This is a genomic window from Cobetia sp. D5 (assembly GCF_035666195.1).
GTDB classification, from domain to species: Bacteria; Pseudomonadota; Gammaproteobacteria; order Pseudomonadales; family Halomonadaceae; genus Cobetia; species Cobetia amphilecti.
In genome coordinates this window covers 969,435-989,277 of record NZ_CP142020.1, presented here as the reverse complement: position 1 = coordinate 989,277, position 19,843 = coordinate 969,435, and the positions used below count along the sequence as shown (strand labels likewise).

At 63.8% G+C, this 19,843-nt stretch carries 18 protein-coding genes; 3 read left to right on the top strand and 15 right to left on the bottom strand.

Annotated features, from left to right (window positions below; translation table 11 throughout):
* Positions 1-295 precede the first annotated feature (295 nt).
* On the top strand, positions 296-1,765 hold the full coding sequence (pyk, locus tag U0O11_RS04210) for a pyruvate kinase (RefSeq protein WP_043331933.1): 1,470 nt from the start codon (positions 296-298) through the stop codon (positions 1,763-1,765).
* Between the two features lie 79 nt (positions 1,766-1,844).
* Positions 1,845-2,318, top strand: coding sequence for a methylglyoxal synthase (locus U0O11_RS04205; RefSeq protein WP_043331935.1), 474 nt, complete (start codon positions 1,845-1,847; stop codon positions 2,316-2,318).
* A 255-nt stretch (positions 2,319-2,573) separates the two neighbouring features.
* On the opposite strand, the gene U0O11_RS04200 is transcribed toward U0O11_RS04205, so the two are convergent.
* The 6 genes from U0O11_RS04200 to U0O11_RS04175 all read right to left on the bottom strand — a co-directional run bounded on the left by U0O11_RS04200 (position 2,574) and on the right by U0O11_RS04175 (position 9,244).
* Positions 2,574-3,428 carry an isochorismatase family protein gene (locus U0O11_RS04200; RefSeq protein ID WP_215823979.1) on the bottom strand — a complete coding sequence of 285 codons (855 nt, stop codon included), beginning with the start codon at positions 3,426-3,428 and terminating at the stop codon, positions 2,574-2,576.
* A gap of 63 nt (positions 3,429-3,491) precedes the next feature.
* Complete coding sequence (locus tag U0O11_RS04195; protein ID WP_225347671.1) at positions 3,492-4,199, bottom strand: prephenate dehydratase domain-containing protein; 708 nt, start codon at positions 4,197-4,199, stop codon at positions 3,492-3,494.
* Between the two features lie 95 nt (positions 4,200-4,294).
* A complete protein-coding gene (locus U0O11_RS04190) occupies positions 4,295-5,047 on the bottom strand; it encodes an SDR family oxidoreductase (RefSeq protein WP_225347670.1) in 753 nt (250 codons plus the stop codon).
* Positions 5,048-5,242: 195 nt separating this feature from the next.
* Positions 5,243-5,794 (bottom strand): lactoylglutathione lyase, encoded by a 552-nt coding sequence (gene gloA / locus U0O11_RS04185; RefSeq protein ID WP_215823976.1) that lies wholly within the window; start codon positions 5,792-5,794, stop codon positions 5,243-5,245.
* 118 nt (positions 5,795-5,912) lie between these two features.
* Positions 5,913-7,745: a sodium-extruding oxaloacetate decarboxylase subunit alpha gene (gene oadA / locus U0O11_RS04180; protein ID WP_215823975.1), complete on the bottom strand. Its 1,833-nt coding sequence runs from the start codon at positions 7,743-7,745 to the stop codon at positions 5,913-5,915.
* Between the two features lie 83 nt (positions 7,746-7,828).
* Complete coding sequence (locus U0O11_RS04175; protein ID WP_043331944.1) at positions 7,829-9,244, bottom strand: acetyl-CoA carboxylase biotin carboxylase subunit; 1,416 nt, start codon at positions 9,242-9,244, stop codon at positions 7,829-7,831.
* Positions 9,245-9,437: 193 nt separating this feature from the next.
* Between U0O11_RS04175 and U0O11_RS04170 the strand changes: the two genes are divergently transcribed.
* Positions 9,438-10,427 (top strand): LysR family transcriptional regulator, encoded by a 990-nt coding sequence (locus U0O11_RS04170; protein ID WP_043331946.1) that lies wholly within the window; start codon positions 9,438-9,440, stop codon positions 10,425-10,427.
* Between the two features lie 105 nt (positions 10,428-10,532).
* Here U0O11_RS04170 and lipA read toward each other — a convergent pair whose 3' ends face one another.
* From lipA to rlmH, 9 genes are all read right to left on the bottom strand, one after another.
* Entirely contained in the window at positions 10,533-11,525 is a 993-nt protein-coding gene (lipA, locus tag U0O11_RS04165; RefSeq protein WP_052384342.1) for a lipoyl synthase, read from the bottom strand.
* Positions 11,525-12,250, bottom strand: a complete 726-nt coding sequence (gene lipB / locus U0O11_RS04160; protein WP_082388119.1) for a lipoyl(octanoyl) transferase LipB — start codon at positions 12,248-12,250, stop codon at positions 11,525-11,527. The genes lipA and lipB overlap by 1 nt, the downstream gene beginning before the upstream one ends.
* A 57-nt stretch (positions 12,251-12,307) precedes the next feature.
* Positions 12,308-12,595 (bottom strand): HP0495 family protein, encoded by a 288-nt coding sequence (locus tag U0O11_RS04155; RefSeq protein ID WP_043331948.1) that lies wholly within the window; start codon positions 12,593-12,595, stop codon positions 12,308-12,310.
* A 196-nt stretch (positions 12,596-12,791) separates the two neighbouring features.
* Positions 12,792-13,994, bottom strand: coding sequence for a D-alanyl-D-alanine carboxypeptidase family protein (locus tag U0O11_RS04150; protein ID WP_054555032.1), 1,203 nt, complete (start codon positions 13,992-13,994; stop codon positions 12,792-12,794).
* 102 nt (positions 13,995-14,096) lie between these two features.
* Complete coding sequence (locus U0O11_RS04145; protein WP_324691824.1) at positions 14,097-15,128, bottom strand: septal ring lytic transglycosylase RlpA family protein; 1,032 nt, start codon at positions 15,126-15,128, stop codon at positions 14,097-14,099.
* Entirely contained in the window at positions 15,125-16,168 is a 1,044-nt protein-coding gene (gene mltB / locus U0O11_RS04140) for a lytic murein transglycosylase B (RefSeq protein ID WP_324691822.1), read from the bottom strand. The genes U0O11_RS04145 and mltB overlap by 4 nt, the downstream gene beginning before the upstream one ends.
* Positions 16,169-16,239: 71 nt before the next feature.
* Positions 16,240-17,388 carry a rod shape-determining protein RodA gene (rodA, locus tag U0O11_RS04135; protein ID WP_324691820.1) on the bottom strand — a complete coding sequence of 383 codons (1,149 nt, stop codon included), beginning with the start codon at positions 17,386-17,388 and terminating at the stop codon, positions 16,240-16,242.
* Entirely contained in the window at positions 17,378-19,324 is a 1,947-nt protein-coding gene (mrdA, locus tag U0O11_RS04130) for a penicillin-binding protein 2 (RefSeq protein WP_082388120.1), read from the bottom strand. The genes rodA and mrdA overlap by 11 nt, the downstream gene beginning before the upstream one ends.
* Positions 19,325-19,366: 42 nt before the next feature.
* A complete protein-coding gene (gene rlmH, locus U0O11_RS04125; RefSeq protein WP_043331959.1) occupies positions 19,367-19,834 on the bottom strand; it encodes a 23S rRNA (pseudouridine(1915)-N(3))-methyltransferase RlmH in 468 nt (155 codons plus the stop codon).
* Positions 19,835-19,843 lie beyond the last annotated feature (9 nt).

Sequence of the window (19,843 nt, the reverse complement as noted above, 5' to 3'; positions counted from 1 at the left end):
GAGCATGCGACGCCTGGCCGACAGGCCTCGAAATGACGGGCCGCGCCCGCATGGCGCAGCGCGGCATACCCTCACGCCCCAGCCCATGTCCGCCACCCGCGACAACGTATTCGCAACAATCGCTCGGCATACTTCATGTCACCCCTTGCAGTCCCGATCGTGATCACGAGAATGGACAACGACAGCCGACGATACTCGACAGGCTCCCTTTCAGCCTTCAATGTAGTAAAATGACAACAACCTGGTTTGCGTTTTCAGCCAGTCCATCACGCCAGTGTTCAAGGAGTATGCTTTCATGCCGCACGCGTTCAACGGCCCGATCCGCCGCACCAAGATTGTCGCCACTCTCGGCCCTGCCAGTGACAAGCCGGGTGTGCTCGACGCGATGATTCGTGCCGGAGTCGATGTGGTACGCCTCAACTTCTCCCACGGTAGCCCCGAAGATCACCGCATGCGCGCCGAGGCCGTACGTCAGGCTGCCGCCGCCCAGGGCCGCAGCGTCGCCGTGCTGGGCGACCTGCAGGGTCCGAAGATCCGCATCGCGCGCTTCAAGGATACCGCCGTCAAGCTGAGCGAAGGCCAGCCGTTCATCCTCGATATCGGCCTGGGCCGTGATGAAGGTACCGTCGAGCGTGTCGGCTGTGACTACCAGGAACTGGCCGATGACGTGGTCGCGGGCGACGTGCTGCTGCTCGACGATGGCCGTGTGGTGCTTGAGGTCAATGAGCTCAAGGGCAACGAGATCCACACCACCGTCAAGGTCGGCGGCAAGCTGTCCAACAACAAGGGCATCAACAAGCAAGGCGGCGGCCTGTCTGCCGAAGCCCTGACCGACAAGGACAAGGCTGACCTGAAGACCGCCATCGATATCGGTGTCGACTATCTGGCCGTGTCCTTCCCGCGCAGCGGCGCCGACATGCAGCTGGCACGTGAACTGCTGGGCGAGGAAGGTCGTGACATCGGCCTGATCGCCAAGGTCGAGCGCGCCGAAGCCGTGGCCGACGACGCCGTGCTGGATGGCATCATCCTCGCCAGTGAAGGCGTGATGGTGGCGCGTGGCGATCTGGGCGTCGAGATTGGCGATGCTCAGCTGATCGGCGTGCAGAAGCGCATGATCCGCCGCGCGCGCAGCCTCAATCGCGTGGTCATCACGGCCACCCAGATGATGGAATCCATGATCAGCGCGCCGCTGCCGACCCGCGCCGAAGTCTTCGACGTCGCCAATGCCGTGCTCGACGGCACCGACGCCGTGATGCTGTCGGCCGAGACCGCCGCCGGCGACTTCCCGGTCGAGACCATCGAGACCATGGATCGCGTCTGCCTGGGCGCCGAACGTGAGCGTGCCGCGCAGGAATCCCAGCACCGCATCCACGAAGGCTTCAGCAAGACCGACGAGACCATCGCGCTGTCCGCGATGTATGCCGCCAACCACCTGACCGGTGTCGTGGCCATCGTGTGCATGACGGAATCCGGCTATACCCCGCTGATCGCCTCGCGCATCCGCTCCGGTCTGCCCATCGTCGGCCTGGCGCAGGACCAGAAGACCCAGCGTCGCATGGCCCTCTACCGCGGCGTGGTGTCACTGCCCTTCGATTCCAGCGAATTGCCGGCGGCGGAAATCAACCGTCGCGCCATCGCGGAACTGGAAGCCCGTGGCATCGCGACTCGCGGTGACCTGGTGATCCTGACCCGTGGCGACCAGATGAACGCACATGGCGGCACCAACACCATGAAGATCGTCACTGTCGGCAGCACCATCGACTGATCGGCCTCGCTGGCCTCCCGCCCCGGGCCTTTCGGGGCGGAAGGCCAGCGACATTGCCCCATCCTCAGGAGGTCAGGGAATGAGCGAACAACGACCCAAGCGCCAGGCACGGCGCACCCTGCCAGCACGCAAGCGCATTGCTCTGGTGGCGCACGATGGCAAGAAGGATGAAATGCTGGCGTGGGCCAATCGCTGGCGCGATGAGCTGTCCCGCCACCAGCTGCTGGGCACAGGCACGACTGCCCGCCGCATCAGCAAGGAGCTGGGCCTCGAGGTCGAGAGCCTGCTGAGCGGCCCGCTGGGCGGTGATCAGCAGATCGGCGCGCGCATCGCCGAAGGCAATCTGGACCTGCTGGTCTTCCTGTGGGACCCGTTTGCGCCGATGCCGCACGATCCTGACGTCAAGGCGCTGCTGCGCCTGGCGGCATTGTGGAACGTGCCGGTCGCCAGCAATGCGGCCAGCGCAGACTTCCTCTTCCACTCGAAGTTGATCTCCGAGGAAGTCGAAGTGGCCGTGCCGGACGCCAATGACTGGGTCAGCACCCGCGCCTGAATGACGCTGGCTGTCGCCCCATGAAAACGCCGCCTGCTCGCAAGAGAGGCGGCGTTTTCATGGCCAGATGTTGTAATCAAACTACCTTTTGCGCAGTCAGGCGGTATTGCCTGCGCGGCATCTGACGAAATCTCTGCCTTCCTGCCGCCCCCTGCTCTTCCTCTCTTCAATTTCTCTCTACTCGCCTACCCCTCTATTCGGGGGCCCTATGCAAGAGACACGGTTCAATCCATAACGGCAGCTCACGACATCTGCTCAAGACGTCAGCTCAAGCTGACTGGCGATCACCGCACCACGCGCCGCCATGCAGTAAAGTCCGATGTGATGACTGTCTGCCTGGGGATGCGTCGCCGTATCGGGGAGCCCCAGCTGCTCAACCACTTCGGCCGGCAGATCGTAGGTGGCACAGCCGGGCTCCAGCACCACGATGTCACGCACCTTGCCCAGCAGGCCGTGATTGCGCGCCGACAGCAACGTCAATACCAGGTCCATCACGCAGATATCGGTACAGATGCCTACCACGACCAGGGTTTCCAGCCCTTCGTCGCTCACCCACTCCTGCAGCGCATTGACCTGGGTATGGGGATCAATCGCGCCGACATAGCCATTGATGCAGTCCTTGCGCACCAGCGTGGCCTGCGGCTCCTCCTCCAGCCAGGCAAGTTCCGCCACCAGCTCATCCTCGCCGCTGCCCTGCTCACAATGGGCGGGATAAGGCGGCTCCGGCTTGCCCGGCGCATGGGAATCAATGAAGGCCAGCAAGGGGCGCTTGCGCTCACTGAAGGTTCGCGCCAGAGCATCGCTGAGGGCAATCATCCTGCTGACCTGGGCATTGGGCGTCTGAGGCGCCAGCGCACCGCCTGCGACCTGACAGAAGCCGTTGATCTCATCGACGATGATCAGCCCGGCCGTCGGCAGCGAGACCGGCACCACGGCCGGCCGCACCGGCAGGCGGGCATCAAGCTCGCCGGGGGTCTTCCACTCGGCGGGAGTGGCAGGAATGCGTTGCACCACGCAGGACGCCGCGACATCGGATGAAGTCGCGGCGTCCTGCGTCTCTGATGTAGGGGATACGGAGGGTGCGGATGAGCGCTGGTCGGAAGACACCATACAAAAGGCCTCTGATGACGAATGGCCTTCAGCATAACGGAACTCAGGGCCGAGCGGCGACCCTCACCCGGTGGGCTCGCTGGTACCGGACAGCACGGCGTTGCCCTGCCCTTCATCCACCGTGGCATCACAGGAAAAGCACTGGCCGCGCACCCGCGAGTGATCACGCCTCAGCACCGCGAATTGCGCCACACGCCCGGGGTCATCCTCGATGCGCTGGGCGAGGCACACAAGCCCCGGGCGACGCGCCAGTGATGGCGGCGCGATGGCCAGCGTATCGCTGCGACTCTCTGCCATGTCCAGCGCATCCGCCATGTGCAGACACTCCACCCGCTCGACCTCCGGCAGGTTCTGCTGCAACCAGGCATCGCACTCTTCAAACAGGGCCTCACGCGCCACGATACGCCTCACCGCCGACGGCGAAGCCCCGGGCGGCCCGAGCAGACTGAGACTGATGGCACGGAAGACGCGCCGCTCGACGCAGATGCCCGTCCAGAAGGCCAGCGCCTGATGCGTGGTGCGCACAGGACGCTGATGCCCACGCGACCAGGGCACCACGGCGGTATCGATCTCGCCTTCCGCCAGCGCCCTGATGACCTCATCGATGCCTGCGTAAGCCTTGAGCTGGGCGTCGTTGGCATAGAGCTTGAGCGCGCACTCGCGCGAGTAACCTCCAAGGTGCCCGGGATAGCCCACGCGCAAACCATCGGGAGCCGGGATCACGCCCTGCGGCGAGATATCGCCGTGGACTTCGCTAGCTGTCACCTTCATACCAGCCCCTCATGCCAATGTCTGAACAAACCTCATCCTGACAACAGCATAGCCGCAAACATGGGCGGTGTTAGGCAAAACCCACCTCGGTGGCCTCAGGCAAAGCCGCCATTGGCACCGATGACCTGGCCACTCACCCAGCCGGCATCTTCGCTGGCAAGCCAGGCCACCACGGCTGCGACATCCTGCGGGTCCGCAATGCGCCCCAGCGCCGCCATGCCCTTGAGACGCTCGATGGTCTCTTCACTCTTGCCGTGACGAAACAGGCCGGTGTCCGTCGGGCCCGGCGCCACGGCATTGACCGTGATGCCTCGCTCGCCGACTTCCTTGGCCAGCACCCGCGTCAGCTGGTCCACCGCGGCCTTGGAAGCCGCATAGGGCCCGTAGGTCGCGAACATCTGCCGCGTCACCGAGGTGGACATGTTGATCACGCGTCCGCCATCGCGCAGATGCCGCGCCGCCTCACGCATCAGATTGAAGGAACCGGTCAGATTGGCCTGCATCAGGTTGGCGAAGTCGTCATCCGTGAAATCGGCGATGGGCTTGTAGATGCTCATGCCGGCATTGTTGACCAGGATATCCACGCCGCCGTACACGCGCCGGGCTTCGGTGAACAATTGTGCCGCGTCGCTGCTGACACCGACATCGGCCTGAACGGCGATCGCCTTGCCGCCCCGCGACTCGATATCCGTCACGACCTGCAAGGCACCATCACTGTCGCTGCGATAGTTGACGATGACGTGAGCGCCATCCGCCGCCAGGCGCTGCGCGATCCCGGCGCCGATCCCGCGTGAAGCCCCACTGACTACCGCCACCTTGCCGCTCAACCGCTGTGCATTCTCCGACATAGCTGTCTCCTCTTTCATCATGGGCGATCGACCTCAAGGGCCATCAATAATGAGCGCCTTGCGAGTGTCAGTCAGACATCATCATTGCAGCAAGCGAATGCCGCTGACACCCCTGCAACGCGGAGTTTCGTATAAACGAAAAACCGCCACCCCGGGCATGCCGGTGGTGGCGGTTGTTTACAGCGGCGGCCTGCCTCAGGCTTCGCCGTTGGCCTGACGCTCGAAGGTATCGGCGCGCAGGATCTCGATCCAGTAGCCATCGGGGTCCTTCACGAAGGCCAGACCCTTCATCTTGCCATCGTCGGGGCGCTTGACGAACTCGACGCCCAGCGACTCGAATCGTTCGGCAGCCGCGTAGACATCCGGCACGCTGACCCCGATATGGCCGAAGCCCTGCGGTTGGGCGTTGCCGTCATGGTAGGCGAAGTCCGGGTCATTCTCGGTGCCCCAGTTATGGGTCAGCTCCAGCATCGCCTCACGCCCGAAGGTGTAGGTGGTGCGCTTCAGGTCATCACCGGGCACTTCACTGGCCTGGTCGTCATCCAGATAGGCGAGGAAATAGAGGCTGAACTGCATTTCCGGGAAGTCGAGCTTGCGCACCAGACGCATGCCCAGCACGCGGGTGTAGAAATCCAGGCTGCGCTCGGGGTCCTTGATGCGCAGCATGGTCTGGTTGAAGACGTAACCACGGGTGGCCGGGTCGATCTGCTCACTCAGGCCGGGAGCCTGCTCGAAATGTGTTGCCATGTTGGTCCTTCCACAGGAAAGGACAGCAGGACATCAAAGATGCCCGGCCGCCCCTGGTGATCGTATAGCTGTCAGATGGTGACGGCGGCCAGATTTTGCAACCTCGCCGCCGTTGGCATCACGCGATCTCGATCAGCACTTCCCCCGGCGTGACACGATCGCCACGCGCGACATGAATGGCCTTGACGGTACCGTCGACACGCGCGGCGATCTCGGTCTCCATCTTCATCGCCTCACTGATCAGCACCGACTGGCCCGCGGTGACGCTGTCACCGACCGCGACCAGCACCTCGACGATGTTGCCCGGCATCGCGGTGGTAACATGGCCCGGCGCCGAGGCGCTGGCACGTCCGCCGCTCTGGCCGCCCGCCACGTAATCGTCCTTGGCCTCGAACACCACCTCTTCCGGCATGCCGTCCAGGGTCAGGTAGACGTGACGCTTGCTGCCCTTGGCACCGCCGACGCCGGTGATCTGCACCGCGTAGGACTCGCCGTGCACGTCGATGACGAACTCTGTCGGCACTCCAGAGGTCACCGGACGTTCCGCCTCGCCCTGGGGGATGATTTCCGGTGTGAGCGTGCCGGCACGGCGCTCATTGAGGAAGTCACGTCCCAGCTCCGGGAACATGGCGAAGGTCAGCACGTCCTCGGGGGACTCGGCCAGCTCGCCCAGCTCCTCGGTGAGGCGCGTCATCTCCGGCGCGAGCAGGTCGGCCGGGCGCCCGACTTCCACCGGCGCGTTGCCGATGGCACGCGAGCGCACCTCTTCGTTGACCGGTGCCGGCGCCTGACCATAGCCGCCCTGCAGGTAGCGCTTCACCTCGTTGGTGATGCTCTTGTAGCGCTCGCCGGTCAGCACGTTGAGTACCGCCTGGGTGCCGACGATCTGCGAGGTCGGGGTGACCAGTGGCGGATAGCCGAGATCGGCACGCACACGCGGAATCTCATCGAACACCTCGCGGATGCGCTCCAGGGCGTTCTGCTCCTTCAGCTGGCTGGCCAGGTTGGACATCATGCCGCCGGGGATCTGACTGATCTGGACCGAGACATCCTCGCGGGTGAATTCGCTCTCGAAGGCTGAGTACTTGCTGCGCACCTCGTGGAAGTAATCGCCGATCTCGCGCAGCGACTCCAGCTCAAGGCCGGTATCCCACTGGGTGCCGCGCAGCGAGGCCACGAAGGATTCGGTGGCCGGATGGCTGGTGCCGCCGGCGAAGGCCGAGATGCAGGTATCGATGTGGCGACAGCCCGCCTCGACAGCCTTGATCTGGCACTGCGGCGCCAGGCCCGCCGTGGCGTGGCTGTGCAGGTGGACCGGCACCTCGACCGCCTCGACCAGCGCGCTGACCAGATCATAGGTGGCGTACGGCGTCAGCAGGCCGGCCATGTCCTTGATGGCGATGGAATCGGCCCCCATCTCGACCAGCTTGCGCGCCTGCTCGACATACATCTCCAGCGTATGCACCGGGCTCACGGTGTAGCAGATGGTGCCCTGGGCGTGCTTGCCGGCCTTCTTGACCGCACGCATGGCGGTTTCCATGTTGCGCAGGTCATTCAGAGCATCGAAGACACGGAAGATATCGATGCCACCTGCCGCGGCGCGCTCGACGAAGGCCTCCACCACATCATCGGCGTAGTGACGATAGCCGAGCAGGTTCTGGCCGCGCAGCAGCATCTGCAGCGGGGTATTGGGCATGGCTTCCTTGAGCGCCTTCAGACGCGCCCAGGGGTCTTCCTTCAAAAAACGCACGCAGGCATCGAAGGTCGCGCCGCCCCACACTTCGAGACTGTAGAAACCGGCCTGATCGAGGCGCGCGGCAATCGGCAGCATGTCCTCGGTGCGCATGCGGGTCGCGATCAACGACTGGTGGCCATCGCGCAGCACGACTTCGGTGACCTTGACGCGCTCGGCGTGATCGACGGCGGGAGTGTTGGGAGTTGCAGCTGTCATGTCTGGGGTCCTTCTAATTGTTGGCTACGTGAACCGGGGGAAGCTCAGGGAAGATTCACGACATCAGGGGCATCAGGTGCGCATCAGAGACCGGCGTGGGCCGCGATGGCCGCCGCGATCGCCAGCGCCGTCTGTTCCGGCAGGCGCTTGACCGAGTACTGGGTCAATTCCGGGTGGGCAGCCACGAAGCCGGTATCGAAGTGTGCGTTGCGGAAATCAGGGTGCTTGAGGATTTCCTGATAGTAAGGCGCCGTGGTCTTGACGCCCTGCAGACGCATGTCATTGAGGGCACGTGAACCACGATTGATGACCTCTTCCCAGGTCAGCCCCCACACGATGAGCTTCAGACACATGGAATCGAAATACGGCGGGATGGTGTAGCCGGTATAGATCGCGGTATCGGTACGCACGCCAGGCCCGCCCGGCGCGTAGTAGCGCGTGATACGCCCGAAGCTTGGCAGGAAGTCGTTCTTGGGGTCCTCGGCGTTGATGCGGAACTGGATCGCATAGCCGTGATGGCGAATGTCTTCCTGACGGAAGGCCAGCTTGTGACCCCAGGCGATGCGGATCTGCTCGCGCACGATGTCCACGCCGGTGATGGCCTCGCTGATGGTGTGCTCCACCTGCACGCGAGTGTTCATCTCCATGAAGTAGATCTCGTTGCCCTTGACCAGAAACTCCACGGTACCGGCGTTGCGATAGCCGACGGCGCGGGCGGCACGTACCGCCATCTCACCGACGTAGGAGCGCTGCTCCGGTGTCAGTTGCGGACTGGGGGCGATCTCGATCAGCTTCTGGTTGCGACGCTGGATGGAGCAGTCACGCTCGAACAGATGAATCACGTTGTCGTGATTGTCGGCCAGGATCTGCACCTCGATATGCAGCGGGTCGACCACGCAACGCTCGAGGAACACATCGGCACTGCCGAAGGCCTTGGTAGCTTCCGAGATCACGCGCCCCCAGGCCTGCTCGAGCTGATGAGCATCATCACAACGCCGGATACCGCGCCCCCCACCGCCTGAGGTAGCCTTGAGCATGACGGGGTAGCCGACCTGCTCGGCGACACTCAGCGCTTCCTCGACATCGGCCAGATTGCCGGCTGAGCCCGGCGTCACCGGCACGCCGGCCGCCTTCATGGCATCGCGGGCCTGGGTCTTGTCACCCATGCGGGCGATGACACTGCTGGCCGGCCCTACGAAGGCGATACCCGCCGCTTCACAGATGGCCGCGAATTCGGCGTTCTCCGACAGGAATCCGTAGCCCGGATGGATGGCGTCACAGCCGGTCTCGCGCGCGAGATCGACCAGGCGGCGGGCATCCAGATAGCCGGCCAGCGGGTCTTCGCCGATGAAATGCGCTTCATCGGCGCGTTTGACGTGCAAGGAGAAACGATCAGGTTCGGTGTAGACAGCGACTGAGCGGATGTCCATCTCGGCACAGGCGCGTACAATGCGCACTGCGATTTCCCCTCGGTTGGCAATCAGCAACTTGCGAAACATGGTGACTCTCCCGGACGTGACGCGTGATCTTGTTGTGGTGCTCTGGTCGTGCGCTTGTCATTGACCGCCAGGCGCGACAACGGCGCTGACAGACACGAGGTAGCATGCGTTCCACGCTACCCAGCGAGAGACCAATAGAAAAGTTGATATTTTTTTGCCAATCTATAAGTAAAACCTTATGACTGGGTGTGTCATGTCGCGTCCAAACTTGTTGAATCGCTTAACTTTCAGACAGTTACAGGTGTTCCAAGCGGTTCATCGCCAACAGTCCTACTCCCGTGCGGCCGAGCAACTTGGCCTGACGCAACCCGCCGTCAGTGCCCAGATTCGTCAATTGGAGCAGGCACTCGAGCAATCGCTGTTCAAATATGCCGGCAAGACGCTGCATATCCTGCCGGCGGCTGACGCCCTAGCGAACTCGGTACAGTCGATCTTCGGCGAGGTCTCGAGCCTGCAGATGGAGCTGTCGGAGATCGCCGGCACCATCCGCGGCGAGCTCAATCTGGCGGCCGTGTCCACCGCTCAGTACGTGGTGCCGCATATTCTGGCGCGCTTTCGGGCGCGGTATCCGGAAGTCTCGGTGCGCCTGCGCGTCTGCAATCGCGGTCAGGCGCTCGAGCGCCTCGCCGAGCGGCGCGATGACCTGGTGATCATGGGCATGGTGCCGGATGACGCCAATCTGGCCTTCATGCCGATTCTCGACAACGAGCTGATCCCCGTCGTCTGGCCCGGTCACCCGCTGCTGGAGGTCAAGGGCATCACCCTGGAAGACCTCGCGCAGTATTACATGCTGATGCGTGAACCCGGTTCGGGCACTCGTACCGCCTTCGAGGAGTTCGCCGCACGCGAGCGCGTCTCGCTGCGCCATACGCTGGAGTTGGGTTCCAATGAGGCCATCAAGCAAGGCGTGATGGCACACCTGGGCGTGGCGATCCTGCCGCGACTGTCGGTTCAGCTCGAGCTGGCCTCAGGCCTGCTGGCCTCGCCCTCACTGCCGGGCTTCCCGCTCAGGCGCAGCTGGTGCACCGTCTACCCCAAGGACCGCTACCCCACGCCGGTCACCGAGCTGTTCCTGCGCTTCGTGCGCGAGCTGCTGCCGGAGCTCAATGCTCACTTCAGCGCGCCGATGGAGCCCATCCCCGGGCACAGCGTGGCCTGCCTGCCGCTGGCGACCGAGCAATGAACATAGCGCCCTGATGGCGCAAGCCACATGAAAAAACCGCCATGGAGACAAGCTCCATGGCGGTTTTTTTCGTTCAGGCAACTGACGTCATGTCAGCAGTGCGGCTTACTTCACTTCCACACCGTGCGCCTGCTTGTCGGCGTGGTAGGAAGAGCGCACCAGCGGGCCGGAAGCGACATGCGAGAAGCCCATCTCGCGCGCCTTCTGGCCGAGCCAATCGAAGGTGTCCGGGTGCACCCAGCGGTCGATGGGCAGGTGGTTGCGCGACGGCTGCATGTACTGACCCAGGGTCAGCATGTCGACACCGTGGTTGCGCAGGTCCTGCATGACTTCGAGCACCTGCTCGTCAGTCTCGCCGACACCCAGCATCAGACCGGACTTGGTCTTCACTTCCGGACGACGCTCCTTGTAGCCCTTGAGCAGATCAAGTGACCACTGGTAGTCGGCGCCCGGACGCACGCGACGATAAAGGCTCGGCACGGTTTCCAGGTTGTGGTTGAAGACGTCCGGCGGCGTCTGCTCGAGCACGTCCAGCGCGACCTGCATGCGGCCACGGAAGTCCGGTACCAGCACTTCGATCTCGGTGCCATCGCACTTCTCGCGAATCTCGCGGATGCACTCGGCGATGTGGTTGGAGCCACCGTCGCGCAGGTCATCACGGTCGACGGAGGTCACGACGACGTAATTCAGGCGCATCTCGGCGATGGCCTCGGCCAGCTCGCGCGGCTCGTCAGCGTTCAGCGCGTTGGGGCGACCGTGCGCCACGTCGCAGAACGGGCAACGACGGGTGCAGATGTCACCCATGATCATGAAGGTCGCGGTGCCGCCACTGAAGCACTCGCCCAGGTTCGGGCAGGAGGCTTCTTCACAGACCGTGTGCAGGCCGTGCTTGCGCAGCGTCTGCTTGATGCGCGTGACTTCCGGCGAGGCCGGCATGCGCACACGCAGCCAGTCCGGCTTCTTGGGCAAGGTCTCGGTGGGAATCACCTTGACCGGAATGCGGGCAACCTTCTCGGCGCCGCGCAGCTTTACGCCACGCTCCTTGCGGGCAGGAGCAGCGGAGGGAGCGGGCTTCGTGGTAGCGATGGTCTCGGTCATCAGTTCTGTCCTGCTGTTCGAGAAATGTCAGCCAGTGCCGCGGGCAGGCCGCTCACCGGAGTCAGGGTCACATCGCCCAGGCTTGCGCCCAGACAACGCACCAGGCGGTCACGCTCGCTGGCAAGATCCACCGGTGCGCGAACGAGATCGCGCAGCTGGGTCATCGCCATGCCGGCATAGCCGCAGGGATTGATGCGCCCGAAGGGCGCGAGGTCCATGTCCAAATTGATCGCCACGCCGTGAAAGCTGCAACCACGCCGGATGCGCAGTCCCAGCGAGGCGATCTTGGCCTCTTCCATCGAACGACGCGGGTCATCGCCACGCTGCGCCGACTTCTTCACATAGACGCCAGGCGCGTCCGGACGCGGATAAGCCTCGATGCCATGCTCGGCCATCGCCGCCACCACCGTCTCTTCCAGCGCCGTCACCAGCTGGCGAACGCCGATGCCGCCTCGCTTGACGTTGAGCAGCGGGTAGAGCACCAGCTGGCCGGGCCCATGATAGGTCACCTGGCCGCCACGGTCGGTCTGCACCACCGGAATGTCGCCCGGCATCAACAGATGCTCCGGCTTGCCCGCCTGGCCCTGGGTAAAGACCGGCGGGTGCTCCACCACCCACAGCTCGTCCGGCGCATCGGCCGCACGCGTATCGGTGAAGTGGCGCATGGCCGACCACACCTCATCATAGGCCTTGAGGCCGAGGTGGTAGACGTGAATCGTGTTCATGCATGCGCTCCTGTCATCAAGGCGCAAGACAAGGAAATCCAGCGTTTCATGCCTGGATCACAGCACCATATGGATGCGACCGGTGGCCTTGAGGTCACGGTGCAGCGCATCCAGCTGATCGGTACCGGTGGCACGGATCACCACACGGATGCTGCGGTAGTTGCCGTTCTTGCTGTCCTGCCAGGTGATGGCCGTCGCATCGAAGCCCGGCGCATGCACTTCCAGGATATTGCAGACCACTTCGACGAGATCTTCTGCGGCGGTGCCGACGATCTTGAGGGAGAAATCACACGGGAATTCAATCTTCGGGGGCGTCTGCCCACCAGCTGCTGGCGTCTTGGCCATGGGGATAGCCCTTCAGGTAACTCTATTTCCGACCATTCTACTCAACAAAGGGCGATCCGTCAGCCGGATCGCCCTTTGTTGAGTACACGACCGCGATATTCAGGGGCGCGCGCCTGGCACCGCCAGCACGCGCGCCCCACTGCCATCACTGAATCATGTCATCGGCCGCGTCACTTCGCACAGCCAGACGACTGACTCAGTTGAACAGGCCGTGGAAGAACAGCATCAGGGCATCCCACAGACGCTTGAACAGGCCGCCCTGCTCCACCGGCTCCAGTGCGACCAGTGGTTCTTCGGCCAGCACCTTGTCGTCCAGCTTGATCTGCAGGGTACCGTACTGCTCGCCGGCCTGAACCGGGGCCTTGATGGTGTCCTTGAGATCAAGACGCGCGGTCAGCTTGTCAGCCTGGCCGCTCGGCACGGTCAGGAAGACGTCCTGAGCCATGCCCAGACGCACCTGGTCCTTCTCGCCACCCCAGACACGCGCCTGGTTGAGCACCGCACCCTTGTCATAGAGCTTCTTGCTCTCGAAGTAGCGGAAGCCATAGGTCAACAGCTTCTGGGATTCCTGCGCACGCGCCTCTTCGGACTTGGTGCCCATCACGACACTGATCAGGCGGGTATCTTCCTTCTTGGCGGATGCCACCAGGCAGTAGCCGGCTTCCTCCGTGTGGCCGGTCTTGAGGCCATCGACATCCTTGTCACGCCACAGCAGCTTGTTGCGGTTCGGCTGCTTGATGCCATTCCAGGTGAAGTACTTCTGGGAATAGATCTCGTAGTGATCCGGGTAGTCCTTGATGATGCGACGCGCCAGAATCGCCAGGTCGTGGGCCGTGGAGTAATGCTCCGCGTGCGGCAGGCCAGTGGCGTTCATGTAGTGGGTGTTCTTCATGCCCAGACGCTTGGCGTGCTGGTTCATCAGGTCGGCGAAGGAACCTTCGCTGCCGCCGATGCGCTCGGCCAGCGCGACGCTGGCGTCGTTGCCGGACTGGATGATGACACCGTGCAGCAGGTCATCGACGGTGACGCTGGTGCCTTCGCGGATGAACATGCGCGAGCCACCCGTCTTCCAGGCATTGACGCTGATGCGGACCTTCTCGTCCGGGCTCAGCTTGCCGTCGTCCATCTCGCTCTCGACCAGGTAGGCCGTCATCATCTTGGTCAGACTGGCCGGCGGCAGGCGCTTGTCGGCGTTGTGCTCGACCAGGATGCGCCCGGAATTGGCGTCCATCAGGATCCAGGAAGAAGCCGCCAGCTGCGGCGCCGCCGGAATCAGGGTATCCGTCTCGATGGCATGGGCCGGGGTGGCGGCAACGCCTGCGAACAGCGCAATGCCGCTGGCCGCCATCAGCGCGGAGAATCGACGCCGAAGAGGAAGAAGTCGGGCTTTCAGGGACATGTTGGAATCTCTTTGACACTCATGCATAAGCCGAGGCTTGCGCCTCGGCCAGGTTGCGCCTCTTCACGAAGCGCATGATGGATGAAAACGGGCCTGCGGCCCTTATCGCTCTGCCGTGACGCTGAAGGCCCCGGCATAGCCAGCATCGGCCAGCGCCGACTTGAGCGATTCAATACGGACATTGTCTTCCAGCGGGCCGACCTGAACCTTGTAGAGGTCACCGCTGCCCAGCACGCGAGTCGGTCGTCCCAGACGGGAACTGACACTGGCACGAATGCTGTCGGCCTTGCTCAGATCACTGACCGCCGCGACCTGCAGGAAGGTGGCTTCCCCGTTCGTCACGGAGGACGTGCTGCTCGGCGCAGCAGAGGCTACCACGGGCTTGGCGGCAACGCTCGCGCCGGAAGCGCTCGAGGCCACGGAACCGCCGGTTGCCTGCATCGCGTCAAGTCCGGCAATGCCCTGCTCGCGGCGTACCGCCTGGCTACGTGCCAGCAGACGCTCGGACTCTGCCGTGCCCTGGGTCGGACTCGGGCCCGGCTTCCAGGTCGTGGCGTCGAGGGTCTCGACACGCACGTGCCCGGTGCCGTGGCCCAGCATGTCCAGGCGCCACGCCGCGCTGTAGGACAGGTCAATCAGGCGGTCTTCATGGAAGGGGCCGCGGTCGTTGACCTTGACGATGACCTGCTTGCCGTTGTCCAGATTGGTGACACGCGCATAGGTCGGCAATGGCAGCGACTTGTGGGCCGCCGTCATGGTGTACATGTCATAGATCTCGCCACTGGCGGTGGCGTAGCCATGAAACTTCTTGCCGTACCAGGACGCAGTGCCCTCGGCCACGTAACCGCGCGGATCATCCATCACGTGATAGGTCTTGCCCCATACCTCGTACTCGCTGCGATTGCCGCTGCGGGTATAGGGTTCGACACGTGGCACCTCATCGGGCACCGCCGAGACATCCGGCGCATCATCGGGATAGGCATCGCTGTCCATCTCGTAGCGGCTGTTCTTGCCCGCCTTCTTGCCGGTGCTCGCCGAGGCACCATCACTGACCTGGGAGCCACCCCCACTGCTGGCACAGCCGGCCAGCAGGGCAAGCGCGAGGGTCAGCGGTAGCGCGCGTGACCAGCTCATCCCGCACCTCCGTCCTCGAGACGACGCTTGATCGCCCGGGAGAGCTCATTCACGGCCATCGCATACATGTGGCTGTGGTTGTAGCGCGTGATGACGTAGAAGTTGTCGTAGCCGACGGCGTAGCGGTAGCCCTGCTTCAGGTCCAGCGCCAACGGAATCACCTGGGTATTGCCGGCCACGTCATCTGCCACCTGGACACCGGCCGCCTCGAGCGCGGAAACGCTCATGTACGGCTTTTTCGTCTTGTTGAAGGTGACGGAGGACGGCGGCGTCCCGGGGCCATCCGCGGCGCTGACCACCGGCGCACCGGCCTTCCAGCCATGACGCGCGAAGTAGTTGCCGACGCTGCCGATGGCATCGACCGGGTTGTGCCACAGATCACGCACGCCATCGCCATCGAAATCGACCGCATAGGCCTGATAGCTGGTCGGGATGAACTGCGGATAGCCCATCGCGCCGGCGTAGGAGCCCTTGATGGAGAGCGGGTCTATACCCTGCTCAATCGTCAGCTGCAGGAAGGCCGCCAGCTCGCCACGGAAGAACTTGCCGCGACGCGGGTGATCGAAGGCCAACGTGGAAAGTGAATCGATCACGCGGTGAGTGCCGGTGTGCTTGCCGAAGAAGGTCTCGACACCGATGATGGCGGCGATGACTTCCGGCGGCACGCCATACTCGGCCTGGGCGCGATCGAAGGTCTCACGATGCTCGGCGATGAACTTCACACCGGCTTCGATGCGTGATTGCTTCATGAAGATGGCGCGGTACTGGTCCCAGCGCAGATGACCTTCCGCCGGACGCGACATGGCATCCAGCACCTTCTGGCTGTAATCGGCCTGATTCATCAACTCGGTCACGCGATCGCGATCCAGCCCCTTGGCCACCAGCTCGTCGACCAGCTTGGCCGTTTCCGGGTGAGTCGCCGGGGCGAAGCCATCAGGCGCCGCCTTGGCCACGCCTGACATTCCCAGCAGCGGTGCCACCATCACCAGGGCTGCGCCCCAGTGCTTCAGACGTCGCCCACGCGCATTGATCACCGTCATCGACTCTCTCCTTGCCTGTCTGCGAGCTTGGGCTCGCGAATGTCCTTGCCACTCGGCAACTGGCCGCCACGTCATCGCGACAATAGGCGCCGGTGGGTATGAATGCTCATGAGAATACCGAAGCCTGCCAGCAAGGTCACGCTGGAGGTCCCACCATAACTGACCAGCGGCAACGGGACGCCAACGACCGGCAAGATACCCGATACCATGCCGATGTTGACGAAGACGTAGACGAAGAACGTCAGGATGATCGCGCCCCCCGTCAGCCGTGCAAAACTGTCCTGGCCATTGTTGGACATCACCAGCCCGCGCAGCACGATCAGCACGTAGAGCCCCAGGAAGAAGCTCATGCCGATCAGGCCGAATTCCTCCCCGATGACCGCGACGATGAAGTCGGTATGGCGCTCCGGCAGAAACTCGAGCTGGGACTGGGTCCCCAGGGTATAGCCCTTGCCGAAGATGCCGCCCGAGCCGATGGCCGTCTTGGACTGGATGATGTTCCAGCCCGCGCCGAGCGGGTCAGACTCCGGATTGAGGAATGTCAGCACACGGCGGCGTTGATAGTCGTGCATCACCATCCACAGAAGCGGCAATGCCGAGGCGATCAAGGCGCCGAAGAAGGCGATCAGCTTCCAGGAAAGCCCCGCCAGCAGGATCACGAACCCCCCCGCCGCAGCGACCAGCAACGAGGTGCCGAGGTCCGGCTGGCGCGCGATCAGCAGCACCGGCGCGACGATGATCACGGCGCAGATGGCCAGATCTCGCCAGCGAGGGGGCAGCGGGCGCTGCCCGAGCCAGCAGGCGACCATCATCGGCATCGCCAGCTTCATCAGCTCAGAGGGCTGAAAGCGCACCACCCCGGGGATGACCAGCCAGCGCTGGGCGCCCATGCCGACATCCCCCAACACCTCCACCGCCACCAGCATCAGGAAGCCGGCGCCGTAGGCGACCGGCGCCCAGCGGTAAAGGGTCGCGGGTGACAGCTGGGCGAGCCCGATCATGATCACCAGTGCCAGCGCCTGGCGTGAGGCCTGGCGCAGCGTGAAGTCGATATCCTGTCCACTGGCGCTGTAGAGCACGATCAGCCCGCAGCCGAGCACCGCCAGCAGCAGCAGCAACAGCCAGGGGTCGAGGTGGATACGCTCCCATAGGCTGGTGCGGCGGCGATGACTGAGGTCCCCGCCTACACCACGCATCGAGCGCTGATAATCAGTCGGCATCGTTCTCTCCTTGCTCACCCTCGCCCGCCGGTGCCTCCGGGGGCGCCAGAGCGGCAGCCAGCGTGAGCGCCGCCTCCCGCGCCTCGGGGTCAATGCGCGGCAACAGCCAGTAATCGGTGACGGCGCGCGCCATCGGGCCCGCCACGGAGCTGCCGCCCTGGCCGTTCTCGATCACCACGGAGACGGCGATCTCCGGGTGCTCGACCGGCGCAAAGGCGGCGAACAGGGCGTGGTCACGCAGACGCTCCGCGAGCTCCTTGCCGTTGTATTTCTGGTCCTGCCCGAGGGTGAAGACCTGGGCGGTACCGGACTTGCCGGCCATGCGGTACTTGAGGCCGGGCCCGACATACTTGCGCGCCGTGCCTTCTCGCCCGCTGACCACGTCCTCGAGCGCGGCGATGACATCGTCCCACCACGCCGGATTGTCCAGCACCACATCCGGCTTTTCCTCGCTTCTGGGCAACAATACCGTCTCGTCACCGATGCGCTTGGCCAGGTGAGGCGTCACGTGCCTGCCGCGATTGGCCAGCACGGCCTCCGCCGAGGCGAGCTGCAACGGCGTGGCAAGCCAGTAGCCCTGACCGATACCGATGGAGATGGTCTCGCCGGGGTACCAGGGCTTGTCGTAGCGATTGCGCTTCCATTCCTTGGACGGCATCAGGCCGGGCAGCGCGCCCTGCACGTCCAGCGCCGTCTGCTCACCGAAGCCGAACTTGTGCATGTACTCGCTGATGCGGTCGATCCCCAGGCGATAGGCGACGTTGTAGAAGAAGGTGTCATTGGACACCGCAATGCCACGCCGCATGTTGACGCGCCCATGCCCCCAGCGCAGCCAGTTGCGATACTTGTGGCTGTCATTGGGCAGCTGGAAATAGCCGGGATCGTAGAAGGTGGTGCTGGTGGTGATGGCACCGTTCTCCAGCCCCGCCAGCGACATGAAGGGCTTCACGGTCGAGGCCGGCGGGTACTGGCCGCGAATGGCACGATTGAACAGCGGCAGGTCGATATCATTCTGCAGCGCGCGATAGCTCTTGACGCTGATGCCGGTGACGAATTCATTGGAATTGAAGCCCGGCACGGAGGCCATCGCCAGGATGTCGCCCGTCTCTGGCTCGATGGCCACGATGGCACCACGCCGCCCCTTGAGCAGCCGATAGGCGAGATCCTGCAGGCCGCGGTCGATGGTCAGCGTCAGGTCCTTGCCCGGCACCGGATCGATCCGCGACAGCTCACGCAGCACGCGACCCCGCGCATTGGTTTCCACCTTGCGCAGGCCCGCCTGACCGTGCAGCTCCTCTTCATAGAAGCGCTCGATGCCGGTCTTGCCGATGAAGTGGGTGCCCGAATAGTTGCCCTTGTCGAGGGTCTTGAGCTCGGCCTGATTGATGCGCCCCACATACCCCAGGGTATGCGACAGCGGCTTGGCGTCCGGGTAGTAGCGCAGCAGCTGCGCCTCGACCTCGACGCCGGGCAGACGATAGCGATTGACGGCCAGACGCGCGATCTGCTCCTGACTCAATTCACTCATCAACAGGGCGGGCTGGTAGGGGCGTTGACGCTGACGCGAGCGTTCCTTGAAGTCTTCGACTTCATCGGGCGGCAGATCGAGAATCTCGACCAGGCGCTCAAGCGTCGTCTCGAGATCACCGGCGCGTTCGCGCACGATGGTGAGATTGTAGTTGGGGCGGTTTTCGGCGAGCAGCTGACCATTGCGGTCATAGATCAAGCCGCGCGTAGGCGGCAAGGGCTCGACACGCACACGGTTCTTGTCCGAGCGCGTCGTATAGATGTCGTGTTCCACGACCTGCAGGAAGAGCAGCCGCGCCAGCAGACACCCGGCCAGCACCAGCACAAGGCCGGCAGCCACGATGCTGCGAAGGCGAAAGATCCGCACTTCCTGTTGAGGATTCTTTATCGTCGCCCGGCGTTGGCGCATGGCGGGTCTCGCAACCAGTGTCGTGTCGCAAGCGGCAGGCGCTTACCGGTGATAGGGGTGCCCGACCAGCAATGTCCAGGCGCGGTAAAGCTGTTCCGCCAGCACGATGCGCACCAGGGGGTGCGGCAGCGTCAGTGCCGAGAGCGACCAGCGCTGATCGGCACGTGCCAGCAGGCGTGGGTCGAGCCCATCCGGACCACCGATGAGGATGGCCACGTCTCGCCCTCCCAGCCGCCAATCATCGGCATGCTGGGCAAGCTGCTCGGTACTCCAGGCCTTACCTAGGACATCAAGGGCGACAACATGTTCATTTCCCTTGAGTTTTTCAAGCATCCGATCGCCTTCACTGGCCATGGCACGGGCGATGTCCGCATTCTTGCCGCGATTGCCGGGCGCCAGCTCGATGAACTCAAGCGAAAAATCCCGCGGCATGCGCTTGAGATATTCCCGGCTACCCTTCTCCACCCAGTCCGGCATCTTCTGCCCGACCGCCAAAACTCGGATCTTCATGTCCTGTCC